At 55.9% G+C, this 21,024-nt stretch carries 21 protein-coding genes, 1 tRNA gene and 1 pseudogene; 13 read left to right on the top strand and 10 right to left on the bottom strand.

Features of this window, described 5'->3' with window-relative positions; genetic code table 11:
- The 4 genes and pseudogenes from GS614_RS14355 to GS614_RS14340 all read right to left on the bottom strand — a co-directional run.
- Positions 1–559: pseudogene (locus tag GS614_RS14355) on the bottom strand (transposase); the annotation flags it as partial.
- Positions 560–661: 102 nt separating this feature from the next.
- Positions 662–1,012 (bottom strand): antibiotic biosynthesis monooxygenase, encoded by a 351-nt coding sequence (locus GS614_RS14350; RefSeq protein WP_171206850.1) that lies wholly within the window; start codon positions 1,010–1,012, stop codon positions 662–664.
- Between the two features lie 12 nt (positions 1,013–1,024).
- Complete coding sequence (locus GS614_RS14345; RefSeq protein ID WP_171726619.1) at positions 1,025–1,795, bottom strand: nuclear transport factor 2 family protein; 771 nt, start codon at positions 1,793–1,795, stop codon at positions 1,025–1,027.
- Between the two features lie 38 nt (positions 1,796–1,833).
- A complete protein-coding gene (locus GS614_RS14340) occupies positions 1,834–2,628 on the bottom strand; it encodes a VOC family protein (protein WP_171726618.1) in 795 nt (264 codons plus the stop codon).
- 104 nt (positions 2,629–2,732) lie between these two features.
- Between GS614_RS14340 and GS614_RS14335 the strand changes: the two genes are divergently transcribed.
- A complete protein-coding gene (locus GS614_RS14335; RefSeq protein WP_171119608.1) occupies positions 2,733–3,614 on the top strand; it encodes a LysR family transcriptional regulator in 882 nt (293 codons plus the stop codon).
- 304 nt (positions 3,615–3,918) lie between these two features.
- On the opposite strand, the gene GS614_RS14330 is transcribed toward GS614_RS14335, so the two are convergent.
- Positions 3,919–5,076 carry an AraC family transcriptional regulator gene (locus GS614_RS14330; RefSeq protein WP_171726617.1) on the bottom strand — a complete coding sequence of 386 codons (1,158 nt, stop codon included), beginning with the start codon at positions 5,074–5,076 and terminating at the stop codon, positions 3,919–3,921.
- Positions 5,077–5,126: 50 nt separating this feature from the next.
- Between GS614_RS14330 and GS614_RS14325 the strand changes: the two genes are divergently transcribed.
- Together GS614_RS14325 and GS614_RS14320 are read left to right on the top strand one after the other, a co-directional pair.
- On the top strand, positions 5,127–6,461 hold the full coding sequence (locus GS614_RS14325; RefSeq protein WP_171206852.1) for a DUF1254 domain-containing protein: 1,335 nt from the start codon (positions 5,127–5,129) through the stop codon (positions 6,459–6,461).
- Positions 6,462–6,493: 32 nt separating this feature from the next.
- Positions 6,494–7,987: a DUF1254 domain-containing protein gene (locus GS614_RS14320; protein ID WP_174829437.1), complete on the top strand. Its 1,494-nt coding sequence runs from the start codon at positions 6,494–6,496 to the stop codon at positions 7,985–7,987.
- Between the two features lie 460 nt (positions 7,988–8,447).
- Here the strand turns inward: GS614_RS14320 and GS614_RS14315 are convergent.
- A tRNA-Leu gene (locus GS614_RS14315) sits at positions 8,448–8,534 on the bottom strand.
- A 141-nt stretch (positions 8,535–8,675) separates the two neighbouring features.
- Between GS614_RS14315 and GS614_RS14310 the strand changes: the two genes are divergently transcribed.
- Complete coding sequence (locus GS614_RS14310) at positions 8,676–9,335, top strand: DsbA family oxidoreductase (RefSeq protein WP_171726616.1); 660 nt, start codon at positions 8,676–8,678, stop codon at positions 9,333–9,335.
- A 39-nt stretch (positions 9,336–9,374) separates the two neighbouring features.
- Positions 9,375–10,031 carry a lipoyl(octanoyl) transferase LipB gene (gene lipB / locus GS614_RS14305; protein WP_171119604.1) on the top strand — a complete coding sequence of 219 codons (657 nt, stop codon included), beginning with the start codon at positions 9,375–9,377 and terminating at the stop codon, positions 10,029–10,031.
- Positions 10,032–10,346: 315 nt separating this feature from the next.
- Here the strand turns inward: lipB and GS614_RS14300 are convergent, their stop codons facing one another.
- A complete protein-coding gene (locus GS614_RS14300; RefSeq protein WP_171228529.1) occupies positions 10,347–11,288 on the bottom strand; it encodes a cation diffusion facilitator family transporter in 942 nt (313 codons plus the stop codon).
- 82 nt (positions 11,289–11,370) lie between these two features.
- Here GS614_RS14300 and GS614_RS14295 point away from each other — a divergent pair, with 82 nt between their 5' ends.
- Positions 11,371–11,793: a helix-turn-helix domain-containing protein gene (locus GS614_RS14295; RefSeq protein ID WP_171726615.1), complete on the top strand. Its 423-nt coding sequence runs from the start codon at positions 11,371–11,373 to the stop codon at positions 11,791–11,793.
- On the opposite strand, the gene GS614_RS14290 is transcribed toward GS614_RS14295, so the two are convergent.
- Complete coding sequence (locus GS614_RS14290) at positions 11,794–12,213, bottom strand: HIT family protein (protein ID WP_171170655.1); 420 nt, start codon at positions 12,211–12,213, stop codon at positions 11,794–11,796. It abuts the gene before it with no gap.
- 305 nt (positions 12,214–12,518) lie between these two features.
- Here GS614_RS14290 and ctaD point away from each other — a divergent pair, with 305 nt between their 5' ends.
- The 3 genes from ctaD (at position 12,519) to GS614_RS14275 (ending at position 15,436) form a co-directional block, all read left to right on the top strand.
- Positions 12,519–14,177 (top strand): cytochrome c oxidase subunit I, encoded by a 1,659-nt coding sequence (ctaD, locus tag GS614_RS14285; RefSeq protein ID WP_170346621.1) that lies wholly within the window; start codon positions 12,519–12,521, stop codon positions 14,175–14,177.
- A gap of 123 nt (positions 14,178–14,300) precedes the next feature.
- On the top strand, positions 14,301–14,900 hold the full coding sequence (locus GS614_RS14280; RefSeq protein ID WP_171726614.1) for a 2-hydroxychromene-2-carboxylate isomerase: 600 nt from the start codon (positions 14,301–14,303) through the stop codon (positions 14,898–14,900).
- 44 nt (positions 14,901–14,944) lie between these two features.
- Entirely contained in the window at positions 14,945–15,436 is a 492-nt protein-coding gene (locus GS614_RS14275; protein WP_171119599.1) for a DUF2244 domain-containing protein, read from the top strand.
- An 18-nt stretch (positions 15,437–15,454) separates the two neighbouring features.
- Here the strand turns inward: GS614_RS14275 and GS614_RS14270 are convergent, their stop codons facing one another.
- Positions 15,455–15,940 carry a GatB/YqeY domain-containing protein gene (locus GS614_RS14270; protein ID WP_152457635.1) on the bottom strand — a complete coding sequence of 162 codons (486 nt, stop codon included), beginning with the start codon at positions 15,938–15,940 and terminating at the stop codon, positions 15,455–15,457.
- Between the two features lie 183 nt (positions 15,941–16,123).
- On the opposite strand from GS614_RS14270, the gene carA reads away from it, so the two are divergent.
- Both carA and GS614_RS14260 read left to right on the top strand, forming a co-directional pair.
- On the top strand, positions 16,124–17,290 hold the full coding sequence (gene carA / locus GS614_RS14265) for a glutamine-hydrolyzing carbamoyl-phosphate synthase small subunit (RefSeq protein WP_171726613.1): 1,167 nt from the start codon (positions 16,124–16,126) through the stop codon (positions 17,288–17,290).
- An 81-nt stretch (positions 17,291–17,371) separates the two neighbouring features.
- Positions 17,372–19,249, top strand: coding sequence for a glycosyltransferase (locus tag GS614_RS14260; protein ID WP_171726612.1), 1,878 nt, complete (start codon positions 17,372–17,374; stop codon positions 19,247–19,249).
- Positions 19,250–19,252: 3 nt separating this feature from the next.
- Here GS614_RS14260 and GS614_RS14255 read toward each other — a convergent pair whose 3' ends face one another.
- Entirely contained in the window at positions 19,253–19,900 is a 648-nt protein-coding gene (locus GS614_RS14255; protein ID WP_152457632.1) for a GntR family transcriptional regulator, read from the bottom strand.
- A gap of 100 nt (positions 19,901–20,000) precedes the next feature.
- Here GS614_RS14255 and GS614_RS14250 point away from each other — a divergent pair, with 100 nt between their 5' ends.
- Complete coding sequence (locus tag GS614_RS14250) at positions 20,001–20,645, top strand: pyrimidine 5'-nucleotidase (protein ID WP_171726611.1); 645 nt, start codon at positions 20,001–20,003, stop codon at positions 20,643–20,645.
- Between the two features lie 85 nt (positions 20,646–20,730).
- Positions 20,731–20,979, top strand: coding sequence for a hypothetical protein (locus GS614_RS14245; protein WP_171206858.1), 249 nt, complete (start codon positions 20,731–20,733; stop codon positions 20,977–20,979).
- Positions 20,980–21,024 lie beyond the last annotated feature (45 nt).

Here is a 21,024-nt window from a genome sequence, read left to right as displayed (position 1 = left end):
GGCACTTTCAGCCCCTCTCGTCGCCAAAGCCGTTCAATTCGCCCATCGCTGACAGACCATCCAGCCTCTCGCAGTAGTGCAGCGATCCTGCGATAGCCATATCGGCCGTATTGACGGGTCAGCTCAATCATGTCGGCCACCAATCGGTCTTCGTCTGCGCGACCTTGTGGTACACGTCGTTGCGTGGACCGGTGTTGTCCAGGCACGCGGCAGGCGCGTCGCTCAGATACTTTGAGCTGGCTGCGGACATGATCGATGCAGGCACGACGACGAGCGGGGCTCAATAGTTTCCCTTGGCCGCCTCCGTGAGGATCAGTTTGTCCAACGTCAGGTCAGACACCGCGCGTCGCAGCCGCTCGTTCTCTTTCTGAAGCCGCTTCAGTTCCTTCAACTGATCCACACCCATTCCGCCGTACTTCTTTCGCCAGCGGTAGTAGGTTTGTTCAACAACGCCAATCTGTCTGATCGCATCAAGACGGGACATCCCTTGCCCCATCAGAACTTCAACCTGCCGTAACTTCGAGACAATCTCTTCGGGCCTCGGTCGCTTGTTTACCATTCTCAGTCCTCCGTTTCCTAAACATAACGGTGGACCCGTTCAGTTGGGGAGGCTCAGTGTACAGCACCCGTAATTCCTACGGATGCTGTGGAGGTTTATACGCTATCGCGCCAATTCATAGCGTTTCATCGACATTGAGGTTGCGTCGATCATACTCATGAACTTCTCGGCTGCTTGGGCGGAAGCAAAACTGTCCATCGACGCTTGCGCGGCCTCCGCGCTTTCCCAGTTCACCACGACAGCCCATTTGCCGTCCGCGAAGGCCGCTTGGCGTGAGATGAAGCCGGGCTGCTGGCTGACATGCTCTTCTTCGATGGCCTTATCGATCGGTTCGAATTCTTGTGCCGTGACATCTTCTGCGAGGTTCATAGTCACGATCTCAATTACACCAGCATCTTGCGCCATGGCTATACTTCCCAGCATCATCGTTAGAGTGATCAAGAACGTTTTCATGTTGCCGTCCGATCAGAACTTGCCGTTGTCATGGGCCATCTCGGATGGGATGTCTGCGATCACATCCCAGTGCTCGACGATCTTGCCGTCCTCAACGCGGAACAGGTCATAGAACGCGGTCGGTACGCCGCCCAATGTGCCCTCGGATGCGGTGAAGACAAAATTACCCTCGGCCACAACCATGTGCACATCGGAATAGATCATCTGGATGCCCTGATCCGCCATCGCCATCAAAGCGGCACCCAAACCGTCCAGACCATCAGCGATCTGGCTGTTGTGCTGAATGTAGGTTTCGGTGGACAGGAAGTCGGTGATCCGATCAGTTTCACCACCTTTCAGGATGGTTTCAACGAAATCCGTGACCAGTGCTTTGTTCTCTTCTGTCCTGTCCAGATCAGTGATGTCGGTCGGGCCATCGGTTTGCGTGTGACCGGAAGGGTTTGGCGGGGCGAGCGGAGTCAGATTGTCCCAATGCTCTGCAACCTTTCCATCTTCCACGCGGAAGACGTCGAAGCCAACCAACGTATCTGCGCCAAAAGCCTGCGCATTGTTGTAGGTCGTGTGCAAAACAACCATGTCCCCTTCGGCGATCACGCGGTGAATGTTCACTTCGATCCCACTGTCCTTCAAGCCCGGAATGAAGCCAAGTATGGGGGCTGCACCTGTCGGCACGGCGGGGTTGTGCTGGATGTAGTCCGGCGCCAGCAGTTGCTGCGCTGCGGATGGGTCGAAATTGATAAAAATGGCTGCAACAGCCTCCAGTACGAGTTCTTTGGGGGTCATTGATTTTCTCCTTGTTTTGAAGCGGTGGTGATAGGAATTCACGCGGCGCGAGCTTGCGTCGCGGTGATTTCGAATTCAGTTCCCCACGGGTCGATCAGGCGACCAGGGTTTAGGCTTTCAGATTCCGCCAGAAGTTCGACACTCGCGAGGCCTGTGCTCCATTCTGTGCGCTTCTTTGCCCCTTTGGATTGCCATTCGTTGACAGCAAGGTGATGGTGGTAGCCGCCTGACCCGAACCAACGCGCCGAGGGCAGTTGGAACGTCTGCACCATTCCAATGGCCTGAGTAACAAATCGCGCGGCCTCATCCACGTCTCCAACACGCAGATGGACATGTCCGATGACAGTGCCGCTAGGCGCGCCGTGCCACGGCGTGGCATTTTGCTTCAGCGAATTCAGTTCAAGCGGTTGCGTTGTCATTTGCACTTGCTCGCCGCTGCGCTTCCAGGTCTCGCGCGGCAGGTCCCGGTAGATTTCGATGCCATTCCCCTCCGGATCACTCAAATAGAGAGCTTCGCTAACGCCGTGATGTGATGCGCCATCAAGTTGGAGTCCGCGTTCCTCTACATGGATCAACCAAGCGGCGAGGTCCTGCTGGGTTGGCAGCAAGAAGGCAGTGTGAAACAGCCCGGCTTCGCGCGGGAAAGGCCTGGCTTTGCGGTCCTGGCGGAGCTCGATCAGTGTCCCGTTGCCGGTCCCCAGACAGGCGGTTTCGCCGTTGCGTTCGATCAGGCCAAGGCCAATCACGTCTTCATAAAACGCGGCCATGCCATCAAGGTCGCGCACTGTCAGGGCAACCTGACCAATCGAGATCGGGGCATGCGAATTTGCCATGTTCTTGTCTCCTGCGTTTGAGCTTGAGAAGAACTTAGATGTGGCTTTTGCTCGCTGAAATGGCGATAATTGAGAGTATGTATCGTCATTCTGGAGATAAATGATTGGACCGGATTGATGGAATGCGAAGCTTCGTGGCTGTCGTGGAAACCGGTTCCTTCGCTGCTGCTGGGCAACGCTTGGGGATTTCGAACAAATTGGTGAGCAAGCGTGTCGCCGGGCTCGAAAACCTGCTTGGCATGACGCTCCTTCACCGGACCACGCGCTCAATGTCTCTGTCTCACGAAGGAGAAAAATACCTGGAAGGGGCGCGACGTGTGCTTGCCGAGCTTGAACAGCTGGAAGCCGAATTCGATACTTCAGGTGGTTTGAAAGGTGTTATTCGCGTTGCGGCACCCCTCACCTATGGCGACACCGCGGTGGCGGTAGCCGCAACTCGTTTTGTTGAAAAACACCCGAGTGTCACGGTCGAGCTGGACCTGTCAGATCACTATGCTGATCTGGCCAAGGGTGGCTTTGACATTGCAATCAGGATTGGGAACCTTGATGACTCAAGCCTGATTGTCCGCAAGCTGGGCGAGACGCACATGAAGGTCGTGGCTGCACCGGCCTATCTTGCAGAGCATGGCACGCCTTCACATCCCGCTGAGCTTTCCGAACACATCTGTATCAGGGATGCGAACAACCCCGAACCGAACCGCTGGCCGTTTCAGGTCGAAGGCCAAACCATACAAGTGCCCGTATCCGGGCCGTTTCTCGCCAATAGCCCTCCTGCCTGTCTCGTGCCAACACGCGCAGGGCGGGGTATCTTTATCTGCCCCGATGTATTCCTCGGGGATGACCTGGAAACAGGGCGGTTGGTCGAGCTGTTCTCTGGAATCCACTCCCGCACGCTCCCGATCCAAGGTGTCCATTTGCCATCAGCTTTTCGCAAACCGCGCGTGAAAGCCTTTGTTGAATTCATGAAGGCCGAAATCAGAGCTTAGGTTCGTCAAAGATTTCGTTCAGAGTTGTTGCACGAGTACCCACTTTTGATAGGCGAACAAAGTGACGCTAAAAAAACTTGGTCGTGCGGTTAAAAGGCGCTTTTGGATTAAACTACAAGAAGGCGCTTGATAACCTGGCGGCGATGATTGCTTAGAAGGTTGAAAAATGGGGCGGTGATGCCGCTATCTCGCTCCGCTTAAGACGTCGGGCAACGATGCTCGAAGTTGCCGTTTCCTTCTTCTTCCATCAGTGACGAGTGGCAGCCCATACAAGACCTTCTAATCGAGAACTCTGTGTCCTATTTTATTTGCGATAAAGAGTGCTTCTGAATTCGGTGGGTGAAATGCCCATTTGCCTTTTAAATGACCGGCTAAAATTATTGGACGTTTCATATCCCAGCGCGGTAGCGATGTCGGATACCGCTTCCGTTGGTAAAGCCAAAAGTTCAGTCGCGCGTTCTATGCGGACTCTATTGATAATATTACGATAACGTCCGCCCTCCGCTTCAAGCCTACGCTGAAGGGTTCGCACTCCCACATCTAGAGAACGCGCAATTGAATCAATCGAAACCGCATCATCATGAAGTTGCTGGCGCGCGAGTTCTGCAACACGTTCAGAAAGCGTCTCAGGAGGTCCTCCCAGACGCTCCCTAGCTATGTCGTCGACTGTGGTTGGATTTTCGGCGTTGGGTCGACTTGAGCGGCTGGCTTGCAAACAACACCTATCAAACTCTATCCCCAACCGCGGCGCGTCCCAAATAACCGGGCACCTAAACACATCTTCAGCTTCGTTCGCGTTCGTCACTTTGTGGAAATTCAACAGAACGGCACGCGGCGTCCAATTCGCTCCGAGATAAGCTTTAAAAATACTAAGAATGACTCCTATCGCGGAGAAGCCGACATCGGGATAGGCGCGGTGAGATTTAATACCAAAATCGTAGCAAAACCTGGCGGGTGATCCAGGGCTTTCCAACCATGCCCTATCTGTGGACGAGTGAAGCGGCATCACAAAAGAAGCACGATTGAGGGCCGTACCCAAGTTCGGGGCCGAAAGAACATAGCGCCCCCATGCGCCGTACTCTGCGACAGTCAGGTGAGGAGACCAAAAAAGACCGATGTTCTGTAGCCCGGTTGACCAAGCCGCTTCGTGTATGAACGTCGCCAGCGAATGAGCCGAAATATAGCCGGAACGTTCATCCACGAATTTATACGACAGTTCGGCTGCCCTCATCGCGGCGATAAGCCTTCTCTCCCCTGCCACATCCAAGACAAACTGCGGCATTGCTCCAAGTGCTTTCGCCGAAATCATTGGGGGTAAGCTCATGCCAGATTGTCTCGCTTCTACAAGGCCGCTGTCGTGAAATGATACGCATCCCATTTGGCTTTGTGCAATAAATTCACATCCAAGCATACGTGGAGAAAGCAATGTCGAATAACGTTCCCAGAATTGGATGCCTTTCAACTTGGGCCACCGCGGCGATCCTGTTTTTACCCATTAGCGCAAGCGCCGAGATGTCAGACGCACAACGGAACCTGATCGAACGTCGCGCGTGTGAAGCTGCGATTTGGGGCATGCCGGCGGTCGGCGTTTATGACATCGAACTTGCAATCCAGCGCGATGCCGGCGCTGATCGGGGCGTTATCGCCTATATGAGCGAGCCAATGGACAGTCGCCACGGCTTTCTAACGGCCAACGATGTCACGCCCTATGTATTCGGCGGCGGAATCACTGTTGACGAGCCTGTAGTCATTGATGTGCCCCCTGCCGGTGATAAGGCGGCCTTCTTTGGAACCATCGTGAATGCCTGGCAAGTCCCGCTGGCAGACGTCGGAACGACAGGCGAAGATGCGGGGGAAGGTGGCAAATACCTCATCCTTCCGCCTGGTTACGACGGAGACGTACCGTCAGACGGGTACTACGTTCACCAGTCCAACACCTATGGCGTTCATTTTGCTTTCCGTCCAGTTGCAAAAGATGGCGGCACAAGCGCAGACCAGGCCGCATATGCCCAAACGCTCCGAGTCTATGCCTTGTCGGATGCGGACAATCCTCCGGCAACACGGTTCATCGATGTAAAAGAGAACCCCATCAACACGTTGCCTGTATACGACATGACTTTCTTCACTGATCTGAATGCGGTCATTCAGCGCGAGCCTGTTTTGGAGCAAGACAAGGTAATGATGGCGATGCTGGCGTCTCTGGGTATTGTGCGAGGCCATCCTTTTGAACCTGACGAGGAGACACAAGCGGCCATGCTGGATGGTCTCCAATGTGCCTACGATACGATGCAAGAACACTTCATAACGCGCTCTGTCGTGCCTTTGTGGGAAGATCGCCAATGGGGTGTCTGGGCATTCGCCGAAGGCCAACCGGAAGCCGGATTTCCCTATGTTACGACAGATATGGTTTTGATCGACGACCGCGCGGGCGGGTCATATTCTTGGATCACTTACCTGCCCAAAAAGCTCGGTGGAGGCACGTTCTACCTGACAGGTTTAACCGACAGTGATGGCGCCATGCTCAACGGTGAAGATACCTACAAACTGACAGTTCCATCAGACACGCCCGCCGAGGATTTTTGGTCCGTCATTGTATACAGCATGAAAACTAAGGGCTTTGTAAAAGGCAACGAGCGGGTGGGATTGGCGACGCCTGACCTCCCTGACATACAGGTTAACGAAGATGGCTCGGCTGACGTGTATTTCGGCCCAATTGCTCCGGATGGGCTGGAAAGCAATTGGATTCCGACCGGCGAGGACTTTTTCTTGCTTTTTCGTCTCTATGGACCAGCTGAAGGCTGGATAGAAAGCGGTTGGAAACTACCCGATCTGGAAAAAGTGAATTGACTAGTAGACTTATCCCACTAGGAGAAAACGGTATGAAAAGACTGATGTTCGCAGGTGTAGCCGCATTGTCTCTTGCGATCCCGGCCTTAGCACAGGAATACAGTGCAAACGTCCCCGACAGCATCATTGTGCCGGACACAGTGGAAACACGTTTTGGTGCGTTGGAGTATTTCGATGGACTTCCAACGCCAGAAACCGCGAAGTTGTCGTACAACGCGCTTAACTTCGTGCGGGGTATGCAGATTTTCATGGATGGTATGCCCGCCGCATCGACCTATGCGATGTGTCATGGTCTTGAAGAAGGCGCTGGGGTTGATCCGATGAAAATCGGCATCTTTGAAGATTTGTATAACGCGCGTTCGCTACTGCTGACACCCAACACGACAACAATTTATATATTGAACTGTACCGATCTCTCCGAAGGTCCGGTGGTATATGAAGTGCCCGAAGGTATGCTGGGTTTCGTGAACGACGCATACATGCGATACGTCACCGATATCGGTAATGCTGGCCCTGACGAAGGCAAAGGCGGAAAATTTCTGATCGTGCCTCCCGGATTCGAAGGAGATTTGCCGGAAGAGGGCTATTTTATCGTTCAGCCACCAAGCTATCGTAACTGGTTTTTGCTTCGTGCGTTCTACGGGGATGACGGTGTTGAAGCGGCGGTAAAACGGGTCAAAGAAACTTTGCGTGTCTATCGCTGGGAAGACAGAGAGAACCCACCAGAGCAAGAGTTCGTGAATCTAACGGACAAACAGTTCAACACAATCCACGCAAACGATTTCAGCTTTTTCGATGAAATGAAAGCCGTCGTCGATAGCGAAGCCGAAGGTGCGCTGCCGGAAGAGTTGATGGGCGCAATGTTCTCGATAGGGATTCGCAAGGGAGAGCCTTTTGAACCTGATGATGAACTGAAGTCCTTGCTGAGCGAAGCCGTGGCACTTGGCACTGCTGCCGCGAAATCTCTTAACTTTGCCCCACGATCCCGCGCACCTTTCTACTATGACGACGGGTATTGGAAGACCGCGTTTGTCGGGGGCAATCACGAGTTCCAAGCCGGTGACGTCAAAATTCTAGATGCGCGGACTCTGTTCCACTACTACGCGACCGGAATCACGCCTGCGATGGTCGCTCAAAAGGTAGGGGTCGGATCGCAATACGCACTCGCGAATCGCGACAGCGATGGAAACTACTTCGACGGCGGTAAAACTTACTCGGTGACAATTCCCCCAAACCCGCCAGCAAAAGACTATTGGTCATTCGTTGTCTACGACACGCAAACCCGTTCACTTCTCGAAACGGACCAGAAACTTGCAGGGGTCGATAGCAACCAACCCACTTTGGAAGCAAACGAGGACGGCAGTTTTACGGTTTGGTTTGCGCCAGAAGCGCCAGAAGGCAAAGAGGGCAATTGGATACAGACAATGCCCGGAAAATCCTGGTCCACGGTTCTAAGACTCTACGGTCCTTTGGAGCCTTGGTTTGAAGGAACATGGCGGCCCGGTGAGATCACACTAATCGAGTAGATCCTCGCTATCTTGGAGTAGTTTCAAAACAACGAAAAAGGCGACGTGTACTGACAACGTCGCCTTTCCTCTTGCGACCGTTCTGGATCCTCGTACTCGGTTGAGTGCTTTTTGCTTCCGGATTTCACCAGTTCAAACATCAGTCTAAAGAACACCTTCAACTATGGATTATGAAAGGTTGAAGGCAAATCGCTGCATAGGTGCGGAAGTGAAATATTGGCAACGCCAAATAGGCCGATAACATACGGACCAATCATTAGGTTCTAAACGTCGAATAGAGGAAAATTACTCAAACTTTGCAAAGTCAGCTTTCTGCGCATTTCAGTCACTATGTCAGCAAGCAGCTGCTATCGATTTTTTCCGTCCACTTCTAGCGGGCACAAGAAGGTGGTCCAAGAGGTGGCCTAATTCTTAAAGGATTCAATTATAATATTGTAATAAAACAATTATTTCAATTTTTTGGTGCGGTCGAGAAGACTCGAACTTCCACGGGAGTTACCCCACAGCGACCTCAACGCTGCGCGTCTACCAATTCCGCCACGACCGCACTGCCAATGACTTGGTAAAGCGGCGTATAGACGTTGGTGCGCGCGATGTGAAGAGGCAAAAACGCAGTGGTTTAAATTCCTTCACCACGGGCTTATCTCTGCCACTGGACAACACGCCATTGACCTGACAGGAGCCGCCGATGCCCCCGCCCGAAAACCTCCCGATCGTTCAGATCGATATCGTCTCGGATGTTGTGTGCCCCTGGTGCATTGTCGGGTTTCGACAGCTTGACATGGCGTTGCAGCAACAGGGTGTCCTTGCCCGGCTTCGCTGGCATCCGTTCGAGTTGAACCCGGACATGCCACCCAAAGGCCAGAACCTGCGTGAACATATCATGGCGAAATACGGCTCGACCGCCGAGCAAAGTCAGCAGGCACGGGACAAGCTTACCTCGATCGGGGCCGAGCTCGGCTTTGCCTTCAACTTCGACGATGACAGCAGAATGGTGAACACATTCGCAGCGCATCAGCTGCTGGATTGGGCGGAAACAGTCGGCCGACAGCATCCTTTGAAACTGGCTCTGTTCGACGCGTATTTCACAGCGCAGCGGGATGTTTCCGATATGGATGTTCTGCTGGAAGTTGTTCGATCCATCGGGCTGGACGCGGATACGGCGCGACAAGCACTTGAAAGCGGAGAACTCATAGCCCCGGTGCGTGAAAAGCAGCTGTTCTGGACCAGCCGGGGAATTTCAGGCGTGCCATCCATGGTTTTTGGCGGGAAATACCTGCTGACCGGCGCACAGGGTTCTGAAACCTATGCCCAGGTGCTGCAACGTTGCCTGTCCGAGGCCGCCTGACCCCTTTTCTTGACCGATTCAGACGGATATGAGACCGGCATGGAATGGAAAATCACCGATGGTCTGACCAGCTATGACGACGCCGTTGCCTTTATGGAGGCGCGCGTCGCCGCAATCGCAAATGGCGAAGCCCAAGAGTGTGTCTGGCTGCTGGAACACCCGCCACTTTATACGGCCGGCACTTCGGCCAGGATCGAGGATCTGACCGACCCCGATCGGTTTCCGGTTTACGCAAGCAAACGCGGCGGCGAATACACCTATCACGGGCCCGGTCAACGTGTGGCCTATGTCATGCTGGATTTGAACAAACGTGGTCGCGACGTGCGTCAGTTTGTGAAACAGCTGGAGACCTGGGTGATCTCGGCGCTGGCGGAATTCAACGTGCAAGGCGAGATCCGTGAAGGGCGCGTGGGGGTTTGGGTTCGGCGTGATGACAAGCCGTTGACAGCGACCGGCAAACCGGCGGAAGACAAGATCGCCGCCATTGGTTTGCGCCTGCGCAAATGGGTCAGTTTTCACGGAATCTCGGTGAATGTCGAACCGGATCTGGAACATTTTTCCGGCATCGTCCCTTGCGGGATAAGCGAATACGGCGTGACCTCATTGGTCGACCTGGGCTTGCCTGTAACGATGGCAGACCTTGATGCCGCACTGAAAAAGACTTTCGCAGACGTTTTTGGCCCAGTGGCACCCTGAATCCATCTGTCGATCACTGCGCAGCGAATCGCTGCGCGCCACTGTTGCAAACAACAATCCCTGTGACAGGCTGGCTCTGTTTCCCATGCGTAAGGCAATTAACCCTGAATTAGGTGGATTTGTAGAAGTCTTTAAGCATTTTTTAAATCAGGTGGATACAAAGCCCCTGTTAACGAGTAATATGGAACTGCCAATCAAGAGTGAGTGGTATGTTAACCGGTGATCCAGGGCTCGCCCTCGAAATCCGAGAAGTGTTTGGTTACGAGTCTGCCGTTCCGACCCCAAATCGGAACGGCAATTCTCTTTCAGGCACCGCTATTCTTCCTGGTGGCCAAATCGGGACGAACCGACGCAGGCGCGGCCAGCCTGTTCCAGTTCGAGCGTCGCATGGCCCACCCCGAAACGAACTTGCAGCGTGTGCCTGACACTGTCCCGTACCATTTCGGCATCTGACCACGCGTTCGCATCGATGACCAGATGCGCCGTCAGCGCGGGCTGCCGCTCCTGCATGGCCCACAAATGCACGTGATGCACTTCGGCCACCCCATCCGTTTCTTCGATCGCCGCGGCTACCTGCTCTGGCTCCAGGTCGGGCGGAGCGCCCAGCATCAGAACGCGGACCGTCTCGCCTATCTCTTCTTTGACATGCCACATGATGTAGACCGAGATCAGGATCGTCACCGCCGGGTCCACCCATGTCCAGCCGAACAGGATCACTGCGGTGCCCGCTACGATCACGGCGATTGATCCCAAGGCGTCCGCAACATTATGGATGAATGCGGCCCGGATATTCATGCTGTCCTTGGCCATGGTATAGGTCAGAGCGGCGGTTACGAGATCGACCACCAATGCCAGCGCGGCGACCCAGACCACAAGCCATCCGTTGATCGGCTCGGGTTCAAAAAACCGCATGACACCTTCGTAGAACAGGTAGACCGACAACACGATCAACGTAGTGTAATTGACCAAGGCCGCAACGACTTCGGCCCGGCCATAGCCAAAGCTCATCCGTGGATCGGCCGGACGCCGTGCAATCTTGCGGGCAAAAAACGCAATGATCAGCGCAACAGCATCCGAAAAATTGTGCAGCGCATCGGCAATCAACGCCAGAGAACCCGAAATGATGCCCCCGATGACCTGAGCCAATGTCAGGAACATGTTCACCGCAATCGCCCAGGCGACGCGCGCATCGCCAGCGTCTGGATCAATGTGGTTGTGTTGGTGACCATGCCCGGTGTGGGAATGCTGGTGTGCCATATCGTTTCATGTCCCTTGTTACGGCTTCCCAGAGCATGTAATTCCTCTAGCCACTAGAGGTTCAAGAGGTCAAAACCGAAAAATGTATTCGATCGGGGACTTATCGCGCCGAACCGGGGTGAAAATTCCAACAATCCGGTTCTATGAAGACAAAGGCCTGTTCCCCAAGCCAGAGCGAACCGCGGGCAATCAACGCCGCTATGACGCAGCCGCGTTGAAACGGCTGATCTTCATTCGCCATTGCCGTGATCTGGGATTGCCACTGGCTGACGTCGTGGGCCTGCTGTCCCTTGAGGGCGCGTCTGGCAGCGACCTTAACCGGGCGCACGAAATTGCCCAAAAACAACTGGCCGATCTGCGGGACCGAATTGCCCGCCTGCAAAACCTCGAAGCGGAACTGACCCGAATTTCAGCGGCCTGCGACGGGCAGCACGATCATGTCTGTGCCGTGCTGCACGCGTTTCAGGATCATGGCGAATGCATGGGGCCGCGTGGCGCCGAATGATCAGGCGAGAGCGGCGCTGATCTTTTTCGCGTGTTCACCGATAAGCTCGAAATCCCCCATCTTGCCCGGCGGGCGCATGGAAACCCCTTCGTGGCGCGGCAGGACGTGGAAATGCAGGTGGAAGACTTCCTGCCCGCCTGCCGCCTCGTTGAATTGCTGAATCGTCACCCCGTCCGCGTCGAATGCAGACTTGACCGCCCGGGCCATCTTCTGCACCGTTTTTATAACCGCCGTCAGTTGCTCGGGCGTGGCATCCAGTACGTTGCGGCATGGTGTTTTGGGGATCACCAAAAGATGCCCGTCCACGCGAGGCATGATATCCATGAAAGCCAGCGTTTCATCATCCTCGTACACGCGCATGCACGGGATTTCTTCGCGCAGGATTTTGGCAAAGATATTGTCGGGGTCGTAGTCAGCCATCTCAAACCTCTGGATTGCGGGTGTTGGCACAGTTCTGAGACGCGCGCGGGCGACGGTCAAGGCGGAACTCTGCCAACGCCCATGCCGCATCGACAGTCCGGACTTGAATTCTCATCCGCCATGCCCAGATACCCCACGTTCAAAGCCGGAAAATCGTGCGGCACCCGCGTGCCCGCGACAATTAATCTTGATCCAGATCAAACTCGGCCATTGAAGGTGCCTTCTTCACATTCTAAAACCAGCAGGAATACCGCGCGTTGGAGAGGTCCGACTGCGCGGTGCAGTTGCAACAGGAGGCACCTATAATGGCAGACGCAGCCATTCACGGTCACGACCATGAAGATCAGCGCAGCTTTTTCCAGCGCTGGTTCATGTCGACCAACCACAAGGACATCGGGATTCTGTACCTGGTCGTTTCGGCCCTTGCCGGTCTGATCTCGGTGGCGATGACCGTTTACATGCGGCTCGAGCTGATGCACCCGGGCGTTCAGTACATGTGCCTGGAAGGCTTCATGGCCGACCCATGTACCCCCAACGGACACTTGTGGAACGTGATGATCACCTATCACGGTGTTCTGATGATGTTCTTCGTTGTCATCCCTGCCCTGTTCGGCGGATTTGGCAACTATTTCATGCCGTTGCAGATCGGTGCGCCGGACATGGCGTTCCCGCGGATGAACAACCTGTCCTTCTGGCTGTATGTCGCCGGCACCTCGCTGGGTGTTGCCTCGCTGCTCAGCCCGGGTGGGAACGATCAGCTCGGCTCGGGTGTGGGCTGGGTTCTGTATCCGCCGCTGTCGACGACCGAAGGCGGCATGTCCATGGACCTAGCGATTTTTGCCGTGCACGTATCGGGCGCCTCCTCGATCCTCGGCGCGATCAACATGATCACCACCTTTCTGAACATGCGTGCCCCAGGCATGACCCTGTTCAAGGTACCGCTGTTCAGCTGGTCGATCTTCGTCACCTCATGGCTGATTCTGCTGTCGCTGCCGGTTCTGGCAGGCGCGATCACCATGCTGCTGATGGACCGCAACTTTGGCTTCACCTTCTTTGATCCGGCCGGCGGCGGTGACCCTATCCTGTATCAGCACATCCTGTGGTTCTTCGGCCACCCCGAAGTGTACATCGTGATCCTGCCCGGTTTCGGCATCATCAGCCACGTGATCGCCACCTTCTCGCGCAAGCCGATCTTCGGCTATCTGCCGATGGTATGGGCGATCATCGCAATCGGCGTGCTGGGCTTTGTCGTGTGGGCGCACCACATGTACACCGTCGGCATGTCGCTGCGTCAGCAGGCCTATTTCATGCTGGCCACGATGGTCATCGCGGTTCCGACGGGGGTCAAGGTGTTCTCGTGGATCGCCACCATGTGGGGCGGCTCGATCGAGTTCAAGACGCCAATGCTGTTCGCCTTCGGCTTCCTGTTCCTGTTCACCGTCGGCGGTGTGACCGGTGTGGTTCTGTCGCAGGCCGGTGTCGACCGTGCCTATCATGACACCTACTATGTTGTGGCACATTTCCACTACGTGATGTCGCTGGGTGCTGTCTTCGCGATCTTTGCTGGGGTGTACTTCTACTTCAGCAAGATGACGGGTCGTCAGTACTCCGAGTTCTGGGGCAAGGTTCATTTCTGGCTGTTCTTCATCGGCGCCAACCTGACCTTCTTCCCGCAGCACTTCCTGGGCCGTCAGGGCATGCCGCGCCGTTACATCGACTACCCCGAGGCATTCGCCCAGTGGAACTTCGTTTCGTCGATCGGCGCGTTTATCTCGTTCGCCTCGTTCCTGCTCTTCTTCGGGATCGTGTTCTACGCCCTGTTCCGTGGTGCGAAAGAGACACGTCCGAACCCGTGGAATGAATACGCGGATACGCTGGAATGGACCCTGCCGACACCGCCGCCCGAACACACGTTCGAGCAGCTGCCCAAGCAGGAAGACTGGGACAAAGGCCACGCGCACTGATCCCGATCTGATCCCAAAAAAACCCCGCCCAAGTGGCGGGGTTTTCGTTTTCCACTTCTGTCGGTTCGCCAAGTGTACCAAAATCCGCTATGATACCCCCACAGAACAGTCGGAGGATCGGCAATGCCGGAAATCGACTTTTGGTATTCAATCGGCAGCACTTACAGCTTCCTTACCGTGATGCGGCTGGACGACTGGTGCGCAGAACATGACGCCACCGTTAACTGGCGGCCCTTTAATGTGCGCACGGTCATGTCAGCCCAGCAGAATATCCCGTTCGCCGGAAAACCCGAAAAATCCGCATATATGTGGCGTGATATCGAACGTCGCTGTGCCAAGTATCACATCCACGCCAGCCTGCCCGCACCCTATCCGATTTCCGATCTTGCCCTGGCCAATCAGGTCGCTCTGCTTGGTATGATGGACGGATGGGGCAAGTCATTTACCCAGAACCTATACCGCATCTGGTTCGAGGATGGCGTCGAGGCCGGCAGCGAAAGCGCCCTGTCCGAAGCTTTGCTACGGTGCCAGCAGGATCCTCGCCTGACACTGGCCCGCGCGCGCAGCCCGGATTTCGTCACCGCGCTGGAAGCTGAAACAGACATCGCCGTGAAACTGGGTGTTTTCGGCGCCCCCAGCTTCGTGGTGAGGCAAGAGGTGTTCTGGGGCGACGACCGTTTGGATGACGCCTTGTCCTGGGCGCGTGTGGGCCACGTGGTCTGATCAAAATCCGTCGACATGAGGCGGCACTGCGATATGTTTCCGGTATGCCGTACAAATGGAATCAGACATCCGAGACCGAACAGGAACTGCGCCTCTGGCCGCATAACTCACTGCCGCGACGTGGGGCGATGATTGCCATCCTGTCCGTATTTCTGTTCGGTTTGATCCCATTGTTGGCCGTGCTTGGGTCGGTCGTGTTGTGGGGCCTGTTACCGTTTCTGCTGTTGACGGTGCTTGGGCTTTGGCTGGCGATTCAGGCGAACTATCGCGCGCGCAGTGCGTTTGAGGTTTTCACCTTGTCCGGTTCACAAGCCCGCCTGGTGCATCACACTCCGGGCAAAGACCAACAGGAATGGTCGTGCAATCGCTATTGGGCACGACCTGAAATGTACGAAAGAGGCGGCCCGGTTCCACACTATGTCACGCTCGTCGGAGACGGGCGTGAAGTAGAAATCGGGGCGTTTTTGTCGGAAGATGAGCGCATCACGCTCTATGACGATTTGGCCAGGAAACTGCGCGACCCTGTCGCGCAGTAGGTGTTTCAGCCTGATGTCTCAGCAGTCGCCGTTTGACGCGGCGCAGAGGTGGTCCTTGACCATAGGCCCGACCTTGCCGAAATCCATCTGTCCGGTATAACGGGTTTTCAACTCGCCCATCACCTTGCCCATGTCGCGAATGGAACCGGCACCGGTCGAAGTGATTGCAGCCTGAATCGCCTTTGACACCTCATCATCATCCAACTGTTTGGGCAGAAACTCTTCGATGACGGCGACTTCCTGCATCTCGCGCTCGGCTAGGTCCAGGCGACCACCCTCTTCATAGGCGCGCGCACTTTCCTTGCGTTGCTTGGTCATTTTTCCAAGAATTTCAAGCACCTCTGCATCACCACAGCCTTTGACTTCTTCATTGTCCGAGGCGCGCGCGGCGATGTCGCGGTCCTTGATGGCCGCGTTGATCAACCGCAGTGTCGACAGACGCTCGGCTGCCTTGTCTTTCATTGCTTGCTTCAGGGCGGCATTCACCCGTGATCGCATGTCCATTTGGCTTGTCCATCCCCATGACAACGGAACCCCGAACATATCTAAACAAAAAGCGCGTTACAACCAGGGGCGAACAAGCTTAACCCATTGAAAAATAACGATAGCCCAAAAATTGAACAGACTTGACCCAAGCGCTTAACCCCCTTAGGTATGCGCCGGTTTACCTTGCAGGAGAGTCGCGCCATGGCCCAGAACGCCCCGTCCAAGCCCACCGCATGTCTGGCATTGGCCGACGGAACGCTGTTTTACGGCATCGGTTTCGGTGCAACCGGACAGACCGTGGCAGAACTCTGCTTCAACACAGCGATGACCGGATATCAGGAAATCATGACCGATCCATCCTATGCCGGGCAGATCGTCACCTTTACCTTCCCCCATATCGGCAATGTCGGCGTGAACCCCGAAGATGACGAAACCGCTGATCCGGTTGCCGCTGGCATGGTCGTCAAATGGGATCCGACCCAGCCGTCCAACTGGCGCTCGGCCGAAGAACTCAAGGGCTGGCTTGCCCGCCGTGGACGCATCGCCATCGGCGGCGTCGATACCCGCCGTCTGACCCGCGCCATTCGCCAGCAAGGCGCGCCGCATGTGGCGCTGGCTCATGATCCCGAGGGTAATTTCGACATCGAAGAACTGGTAGCTGCGGCCCGCGGCTTTGCCGGGCTGGAGGGGATGGACTTGGCCAAGGATGTCACCTGTGCCCAAAGCTACCGCTGGGATGAAATGCGCTGGGCGTGGCCGGAAGGATACAAGCGGCAAGAGGCCCCCGCCCACAAAGTCGTGGCTGTCGACTATGGAGCAAAGCGCAATATTCTGCGCTGTCTCGCGTCGGCTGGATGTGATGTAACCGTGCTGCCAGCAACGGCAACCGCTGCCGAAGCGCTGGCCCATCAGCCGGATGGCGTTTTCCTGTCGAACGGTCCCGGCGACCCGGCCGCAACGGGTGCCTATGCTGTGCCGATGATCAAGGAAATTCTGGACACAACCGATCTGCCCGTCTTTGGTATCTGCCTTGGCCACCAGATGCTTGCGCTGGCGTTGGGCGGTCAGACAGTCAAGATGAACCACGGCCACCACGGCGCGAACCATCCGGTCAAGGATCTGGAAACCGGCAAGGTCGAAATCACTTCGATGAATCACGGTTTTGCCGTGGACGCACAATCTTTGCCGGAAGGCGTGGTCGAGACCCACAGATCGCTGTTTGACGGCTCGAACTGCGGGATTCGCATGACTGACAGACCTGTATACTCGGTACAATACCACCCCGAAGCGTCGCCCGGACCCCAGGACAGTTTTTACCTGTTCGAACGTTTCGCCGAAGCGATGGAAAAGAAAAAAGGGCAGGCATAAACCCTTAAGTTACCAGAGTTAACGGCACATTAACCTTGTTTGATCAACCCTGAGCGCAGGTAACTGTGCCAGGGTTTTTTAATGGTTGAACTTAACCTTCAGGATTTTACAAACGCGTCCCCGATCCCGGCGCCCGGATTTCGCAAACCGCTGGGCACTTGCCTGCTGGAAGCCAATGTCATCACGTGCTCGCAACTGGACCATGCGTTGAGCTTGCAGACTAGGCAGAAAGCGCCGCTTGGCGAGATTCTGGTTGGCGAGGGGTATGCCACCAGGCAGGACGTTCTGAAAGCTCTGTCCACGCAGTTCGGGTGGCAGATCGCGGACCTCGAACAAATTCCACCGATGCCCGGATTGTGTGACCTGAAGCCGGTGGACTTCTGGCTTGAGCACAATGTTATCCCTTGGATGCGCATCGGCCCGTTGCTTTTGGTCGCCACTGCCCGGCCCGATCGTTTTGCAACCGTGGCAGCCGAGATGCAGGATTGCGACTATTCCATCCTGCCCGTTCTTGCGGATTCTCATCACATAGACAGGGTCATTGCACAGCACTTCTCGCGGACACTCGCAAAAGCGGCCGAAACCCGTGTGAACGCAGCACAAAGCTGCCGCAACTGGACCGCCGGGTCCCGGCTCGTATCATCAGCAACAACGCTGGGTGTGCTGTGTCTTTTCGCCCTGTTCCCTTCGTTTGGATTGATGGTTTTGTTGAGCGCGGCCGTAGGCAGTTTGGTTCTTTTTGCAGCCTTTCGGATAATGGGCGCCCTGGCCTGCCTCAGCGACCGCATGAAAAAGCCGACCGAGCCAACAGAGGCGGCGATCGCGCTGCGTCACCCCTGCGTGTCCATCATGGTGCCGTTGTACAAGGAGCGAGAAATCGCGAATGCTCTGGTGCAACGGCTTCAAAGGTTGACCTATCCCAAAGCGCTGCTGGACGTCATTCTCGTGCTTGAGGCGACGGATGACGTGACGCGCGACGCCCTTGCGCGAGTGGCTCTGCCCAGTTGGATGCGTGTTGTTGAAGTCCCCGAACTGAACGGGTTGACCACCAAACCGCGCGCCATGAATTACGCGCTGGACTTTTGCCGCGGTGACATCGTTGGCGTTTGGGATGCCGAAGACGCACCACAGCCGGATCAGATTGAACGTGTGGTTGCGCATTTCACCCAAGCTTCGCCCGAGGTGGTTTGCCTGCAAGGTGTTTTGGATTACTACAACCCCCGCACGAACTGGCGGTCGCGCTGTTTCACCATCGAATACAACAGCTGGTTTCGCGTGATCCTGCCGGGCATCGCACGTATGGTGCTGGTCGTCCCGCTTGGGGGAACGACGTTCTTTTTCCGCCGCGAAAAGCTGTTTGAACTGGGCGGCTGGGACGCCCACAATGTCACCGAAGATGCCGATTTGGGCGTGCGGCTTTGCCGGGCGGGTTACCGGACCGAGATGGTGGACACCGCCACCTTCGAAGAGGCGAATTTCCGTGCCTGGCCGTGGGTGAAGCAACGCTCACGCTGGCTCAAGGGGTTCATGGTCACCTATCTTGTGCACATGCGGGACCCGCGGAAACTGTATGCTGATTTGGGTGCGGCCAAGTTTATCGGCCTGCAGGCATTTTTTCTGGGCACTCTGGGTCAGTTCCTGCTGGCCCCCGTTCTATGGGTTTTCTGGCTATACGCCCTGGGTATACCCAATCCGATGGAGCAGATCCTGCCGCAGCAGATCACGACGGCGCTGATCTGCCTGTTTCTGGCGACCGAGGCCCTGAATATATGCGTCGGGATCATCGCTGTATCCGCGCGTGAACGTCGGTTTTTGCTGCCGTGGGTTCCGACGATGTGTTTGTATTTCCCTCTGGGGGTGGTTGCCGGCTACAAAGCCCTGTGGGAACTGGCGACAAATCCGTTTTTTTGGGACAAAACCCAACACGGGCAGGCCAGCGAAGACGTTCCGCTGACCTGACGTTCATTTGTCGCGACGACTGGCATCCTGTTTCAGACGCGTCATGAAGGCGACCGAAATATGTTCCTTCAACGCCTGCCCTGCAGCCTCCTCGTCTCGGGCTGCGATGGCATCGACGATTCCCTTATGCTCACTTTGCGCAATCTCACCACGCCCCTGAACTGCCAGCGAAGTGGTCGCCATCAGGGCCATCGTCCGGTGAACCAGATCAAGCTGCTGAACCAGATAGCGGTTGTGTGACGCCAGATGAATCTGTTCGTGAAACCGTCGGTTGGCGCGCGACAAGGCCGTTGGGTCATCGATCAGCTTGTCATCTTCGACGACCATGTCCTGAAGAACCTTGATTTCTTCTTCGGTGGCGTGTTTTGCGGCAAGGCGCGCAGCCAGCCCCTCAAGTTCCCGGCGCACGATGTAAAGCTCGGCCATCTGGTTGTGATCCAGGGATGCGACGATCAACGACCGCCCGTCCCGTTCCAGCAAAGACTGGGTTTCCAACCGTTGCAACGCTTCGCGGATCGGGGTGCGTGACACTCCGAAACGCTCTGCCAGTTCGCTTTCGACCAACCGATCACCGGGCTTATAGACGCCCACATCGATGGCTTCCAGGATAAGGCTGTAGGCGTCCTTGGTCGGGGATCGGGTCTGGCTCATGGGATCGTTTGTCTCCTCGTTCGGACATGTCTAGCCGTGACAGGGGGCGGCGATCAAGTACAGCATTGAAAACCGACCGACTGCGCCCTAAACCCAAGCCATGGTCAAACCTTCGTTTAGTCATGTCACACAATGGGTGTTCGATCTGGACAACACCCTATACCCACCGCATATGCGGCTGTTCGATCAGATAGAAGTTCTGATGACGGATTATGTGGTGCAAGCCATCGGTGTTGACCGGGCCGAGGCCGACCGGCTGCGCGCGCATTACTGGCGGGAATACGGGACCACGCTGGCCGGGTTGATGGCCGAACATGATCTGGACCCCGACCCCTACCTGCACGCGGTACATCAGGTTGACATGAGCCACATGGACCCGGATGCGGAACTGGCCGATCATATCCGCGCCCTTCCCGGCCGGCGGATCGTCTACACCAACGGCAGCGCGCCCTATGCGGAACGGGTCCTTGAGGCACGCGGCCTGACAGGCCTGTTCGACGCGATATACGGTGTTGAACATGCAGGGTACCGACCAAAACCCGAAAAAGCTGCGTTCGAAGCGATTTTTGAAAAAGACGGTCTTCAGACCGAAATGGCGGCCATGTTCGAAGATGACCCACGCAATCTTGCGGCCCCGCACGAGATGGGAATGCGTACGGTGCATGTTGCCCCTGACCCGCATGAAGCCGATCACATTCATCACCATACGGACGATCTGACCGCGTTTTTGGCCCGCCTGCGATAGCCTGTCACAGTGCGACGATCTGCACGTTCCGCACCTGCATCTGCATACCTATATGCGCGTCAGCGACGAACAGATGGAGACCCCGATGAGCGCGATTGACATGCCGCTGCGCCTGCCGATTTGGCAGCGCATTTTCTTTGCAATTCCCGTCTTTGGATGGCTGGCGCGCGACGCGGTCAACGCCAAGGCAGAAGACTTGTATTACACCACTGCTGCGATTTTCAGCATGTGGGGCTGTTCCATCATGTTGTTCGGCCTTCCCGGCCTCTACATCCCTGCCCTTATGATGGTGCCGCTGATGTTTCTGATCCTCATCCTGATTTCACGGGGCTGAAATACGGGACAGGATGTCACTTGGCACTCGGGGCAGATCCGAACT

This window comes from Ruegeria sp. HKCCD6604 (genome assembly GCF_013110635.1).
Taxonomy (GTDB): Bacteria; Pseudomonadota; Alphaproteobacteria; order Rhodobacterales; family Rhodobacteraceae; genus Ruegeria.
Note: the sequence above shows the minus strand (reverse complement) of the source record. Positions and strands in the feature narration are given on the sequence as shown.

Excerpts from the sequence above, each read along its gene's own strand:
- GS614_RS14350 (WP_171206850.1), bottom strand. The coding sequence starts at position 1,012 with ATGAAAACGTTCTTGATCACTCTAACGATGATGCTGGGAAGTATAGCC.
- GS614_RS14345 (WP_171726619.1), bottom strand. The coding sequence starts at position 1,795 with ATGACCCCCAAAGAACTCGTACTGGAGGCTGTTGCAGCCATTTTTATC.
- GS614_RS14340 (WP_171726618.1), bottom strand. The coding sequence starts at position 2,628 with ATGGCAAATTCGCATGCCCCGATCTCGATTGGTCAGGTTGCCCTGACA.
- GS614_RS14325 (WP_171206852.1), top strand. The coding sequence starts at position 5,127 with ATGTCAGACGCACAACGGAACCTGATCGAACGTCGCGCGTGTGAAGCT.
- GS614_RS14320 (WP_174829437.1), top strand. The coding sequence starts at position 6,494 with ATGAAAAGACTGATGTTCGCAGGTGTAGCCGCATTGTCTCTTGCGATC.
- GS614_RS14310 (WP_171726616.1), top strand. The coding sequence starts at position 8,676 with ATGCCCCCGCCCGAAAACCTCCCGATCGTTCAGATCGATATCGTCTCG.
- lipB (WP_171119604.1), top strand. The coding sequence starts at position 9,375 with ATGGAATGGAAAATCACCGATGGTCTGACCAGCTATGACGACGCCGTT.
- GS614_RS14300 (WP_171228529.1), bottom strand. The coding sequence starts at position 11,288 with ATGGCACACCAGCATTCCCACACCGGGCATGGTCACCAACACAACCAC.
- GS614_RS14295 (WP_171726615.1), top strand. The coding sequence starts at position 11,371 with ATGTATTCGATCGGGGACTTATCGCGCCGAACCGGGGTGAAAATTCCA.
- GS614_RS14290 (WP_171170655.1), bottom strand. The coding sequence starts at position 12,213 with ATGGCTGACTACGACCCCGACAATATCTTTGCCAAAATCCTGCGCGAA.
- ctaD (WP_170346621.1), top strand. The coding sequence starts at position 12,519 with ATGGCAGACGCAGCCATTCACGGTCACGACCATGAAGATCAGCGCAGC.
- GS614_RS14280 (WP_171726614.1), top strand. The coding sequence starts at position 14,301 with ATGCCGGAAATCGACTTTTGGTATTCAATCGGCAGCACTTACAGCTTC.
- GS614_RS14275 (WP_171119599.1), top strand. The coding sequence starts at position 14,945 with ATGCCGTACAAATGGAATCAGACATCCGAGACCGAACAGGAACTGCGC.
- GS614_RS14270 (WP_152457635.1), bottom strand. The coding sequence starts at position 15,940 with ATGGACATGCGATCACGGGTGAATGCCGCCCTGAAGCAAGCAATGAAA.
- carA (WP_171726613.1), top strand. The coding sequence starts at position 16,124 with ATGGCCCAGAACGCCCCGTCCAAGCCCACCGCATGTCTGGCATTGGCC.
- GS614_RS14260 (WP_171726612.1), top strand. The coding sequence starts at position 17,372 with ATGGTTGAACTTAACCTTCAGGATTTTACAAACGCGTCCCCGATCCCG.
- GS614_RS14255 (WP_152457632.1), bottom strand. The coding sequence starts at position 19,900 with ATGAGCCAGACCCGATCCCCGACCAAGGACGCCTACAGCCTTATCCTG.
- GS614_RS14250 (WP_171726611.1), top strand. The coding sequence starts at position 20,001 with ATGGTCAAACCTTCGTTTAGTCATGTCACACAATGGGTGTTCGATCTG.
- GS614_RS14245 (WP_171206858.1), top strand. The coding sequence starts at position 20,731 with ATGAGCGCGATTGACATGCCGCTGCGCCTGCCGATTTGGCAGCGCATT.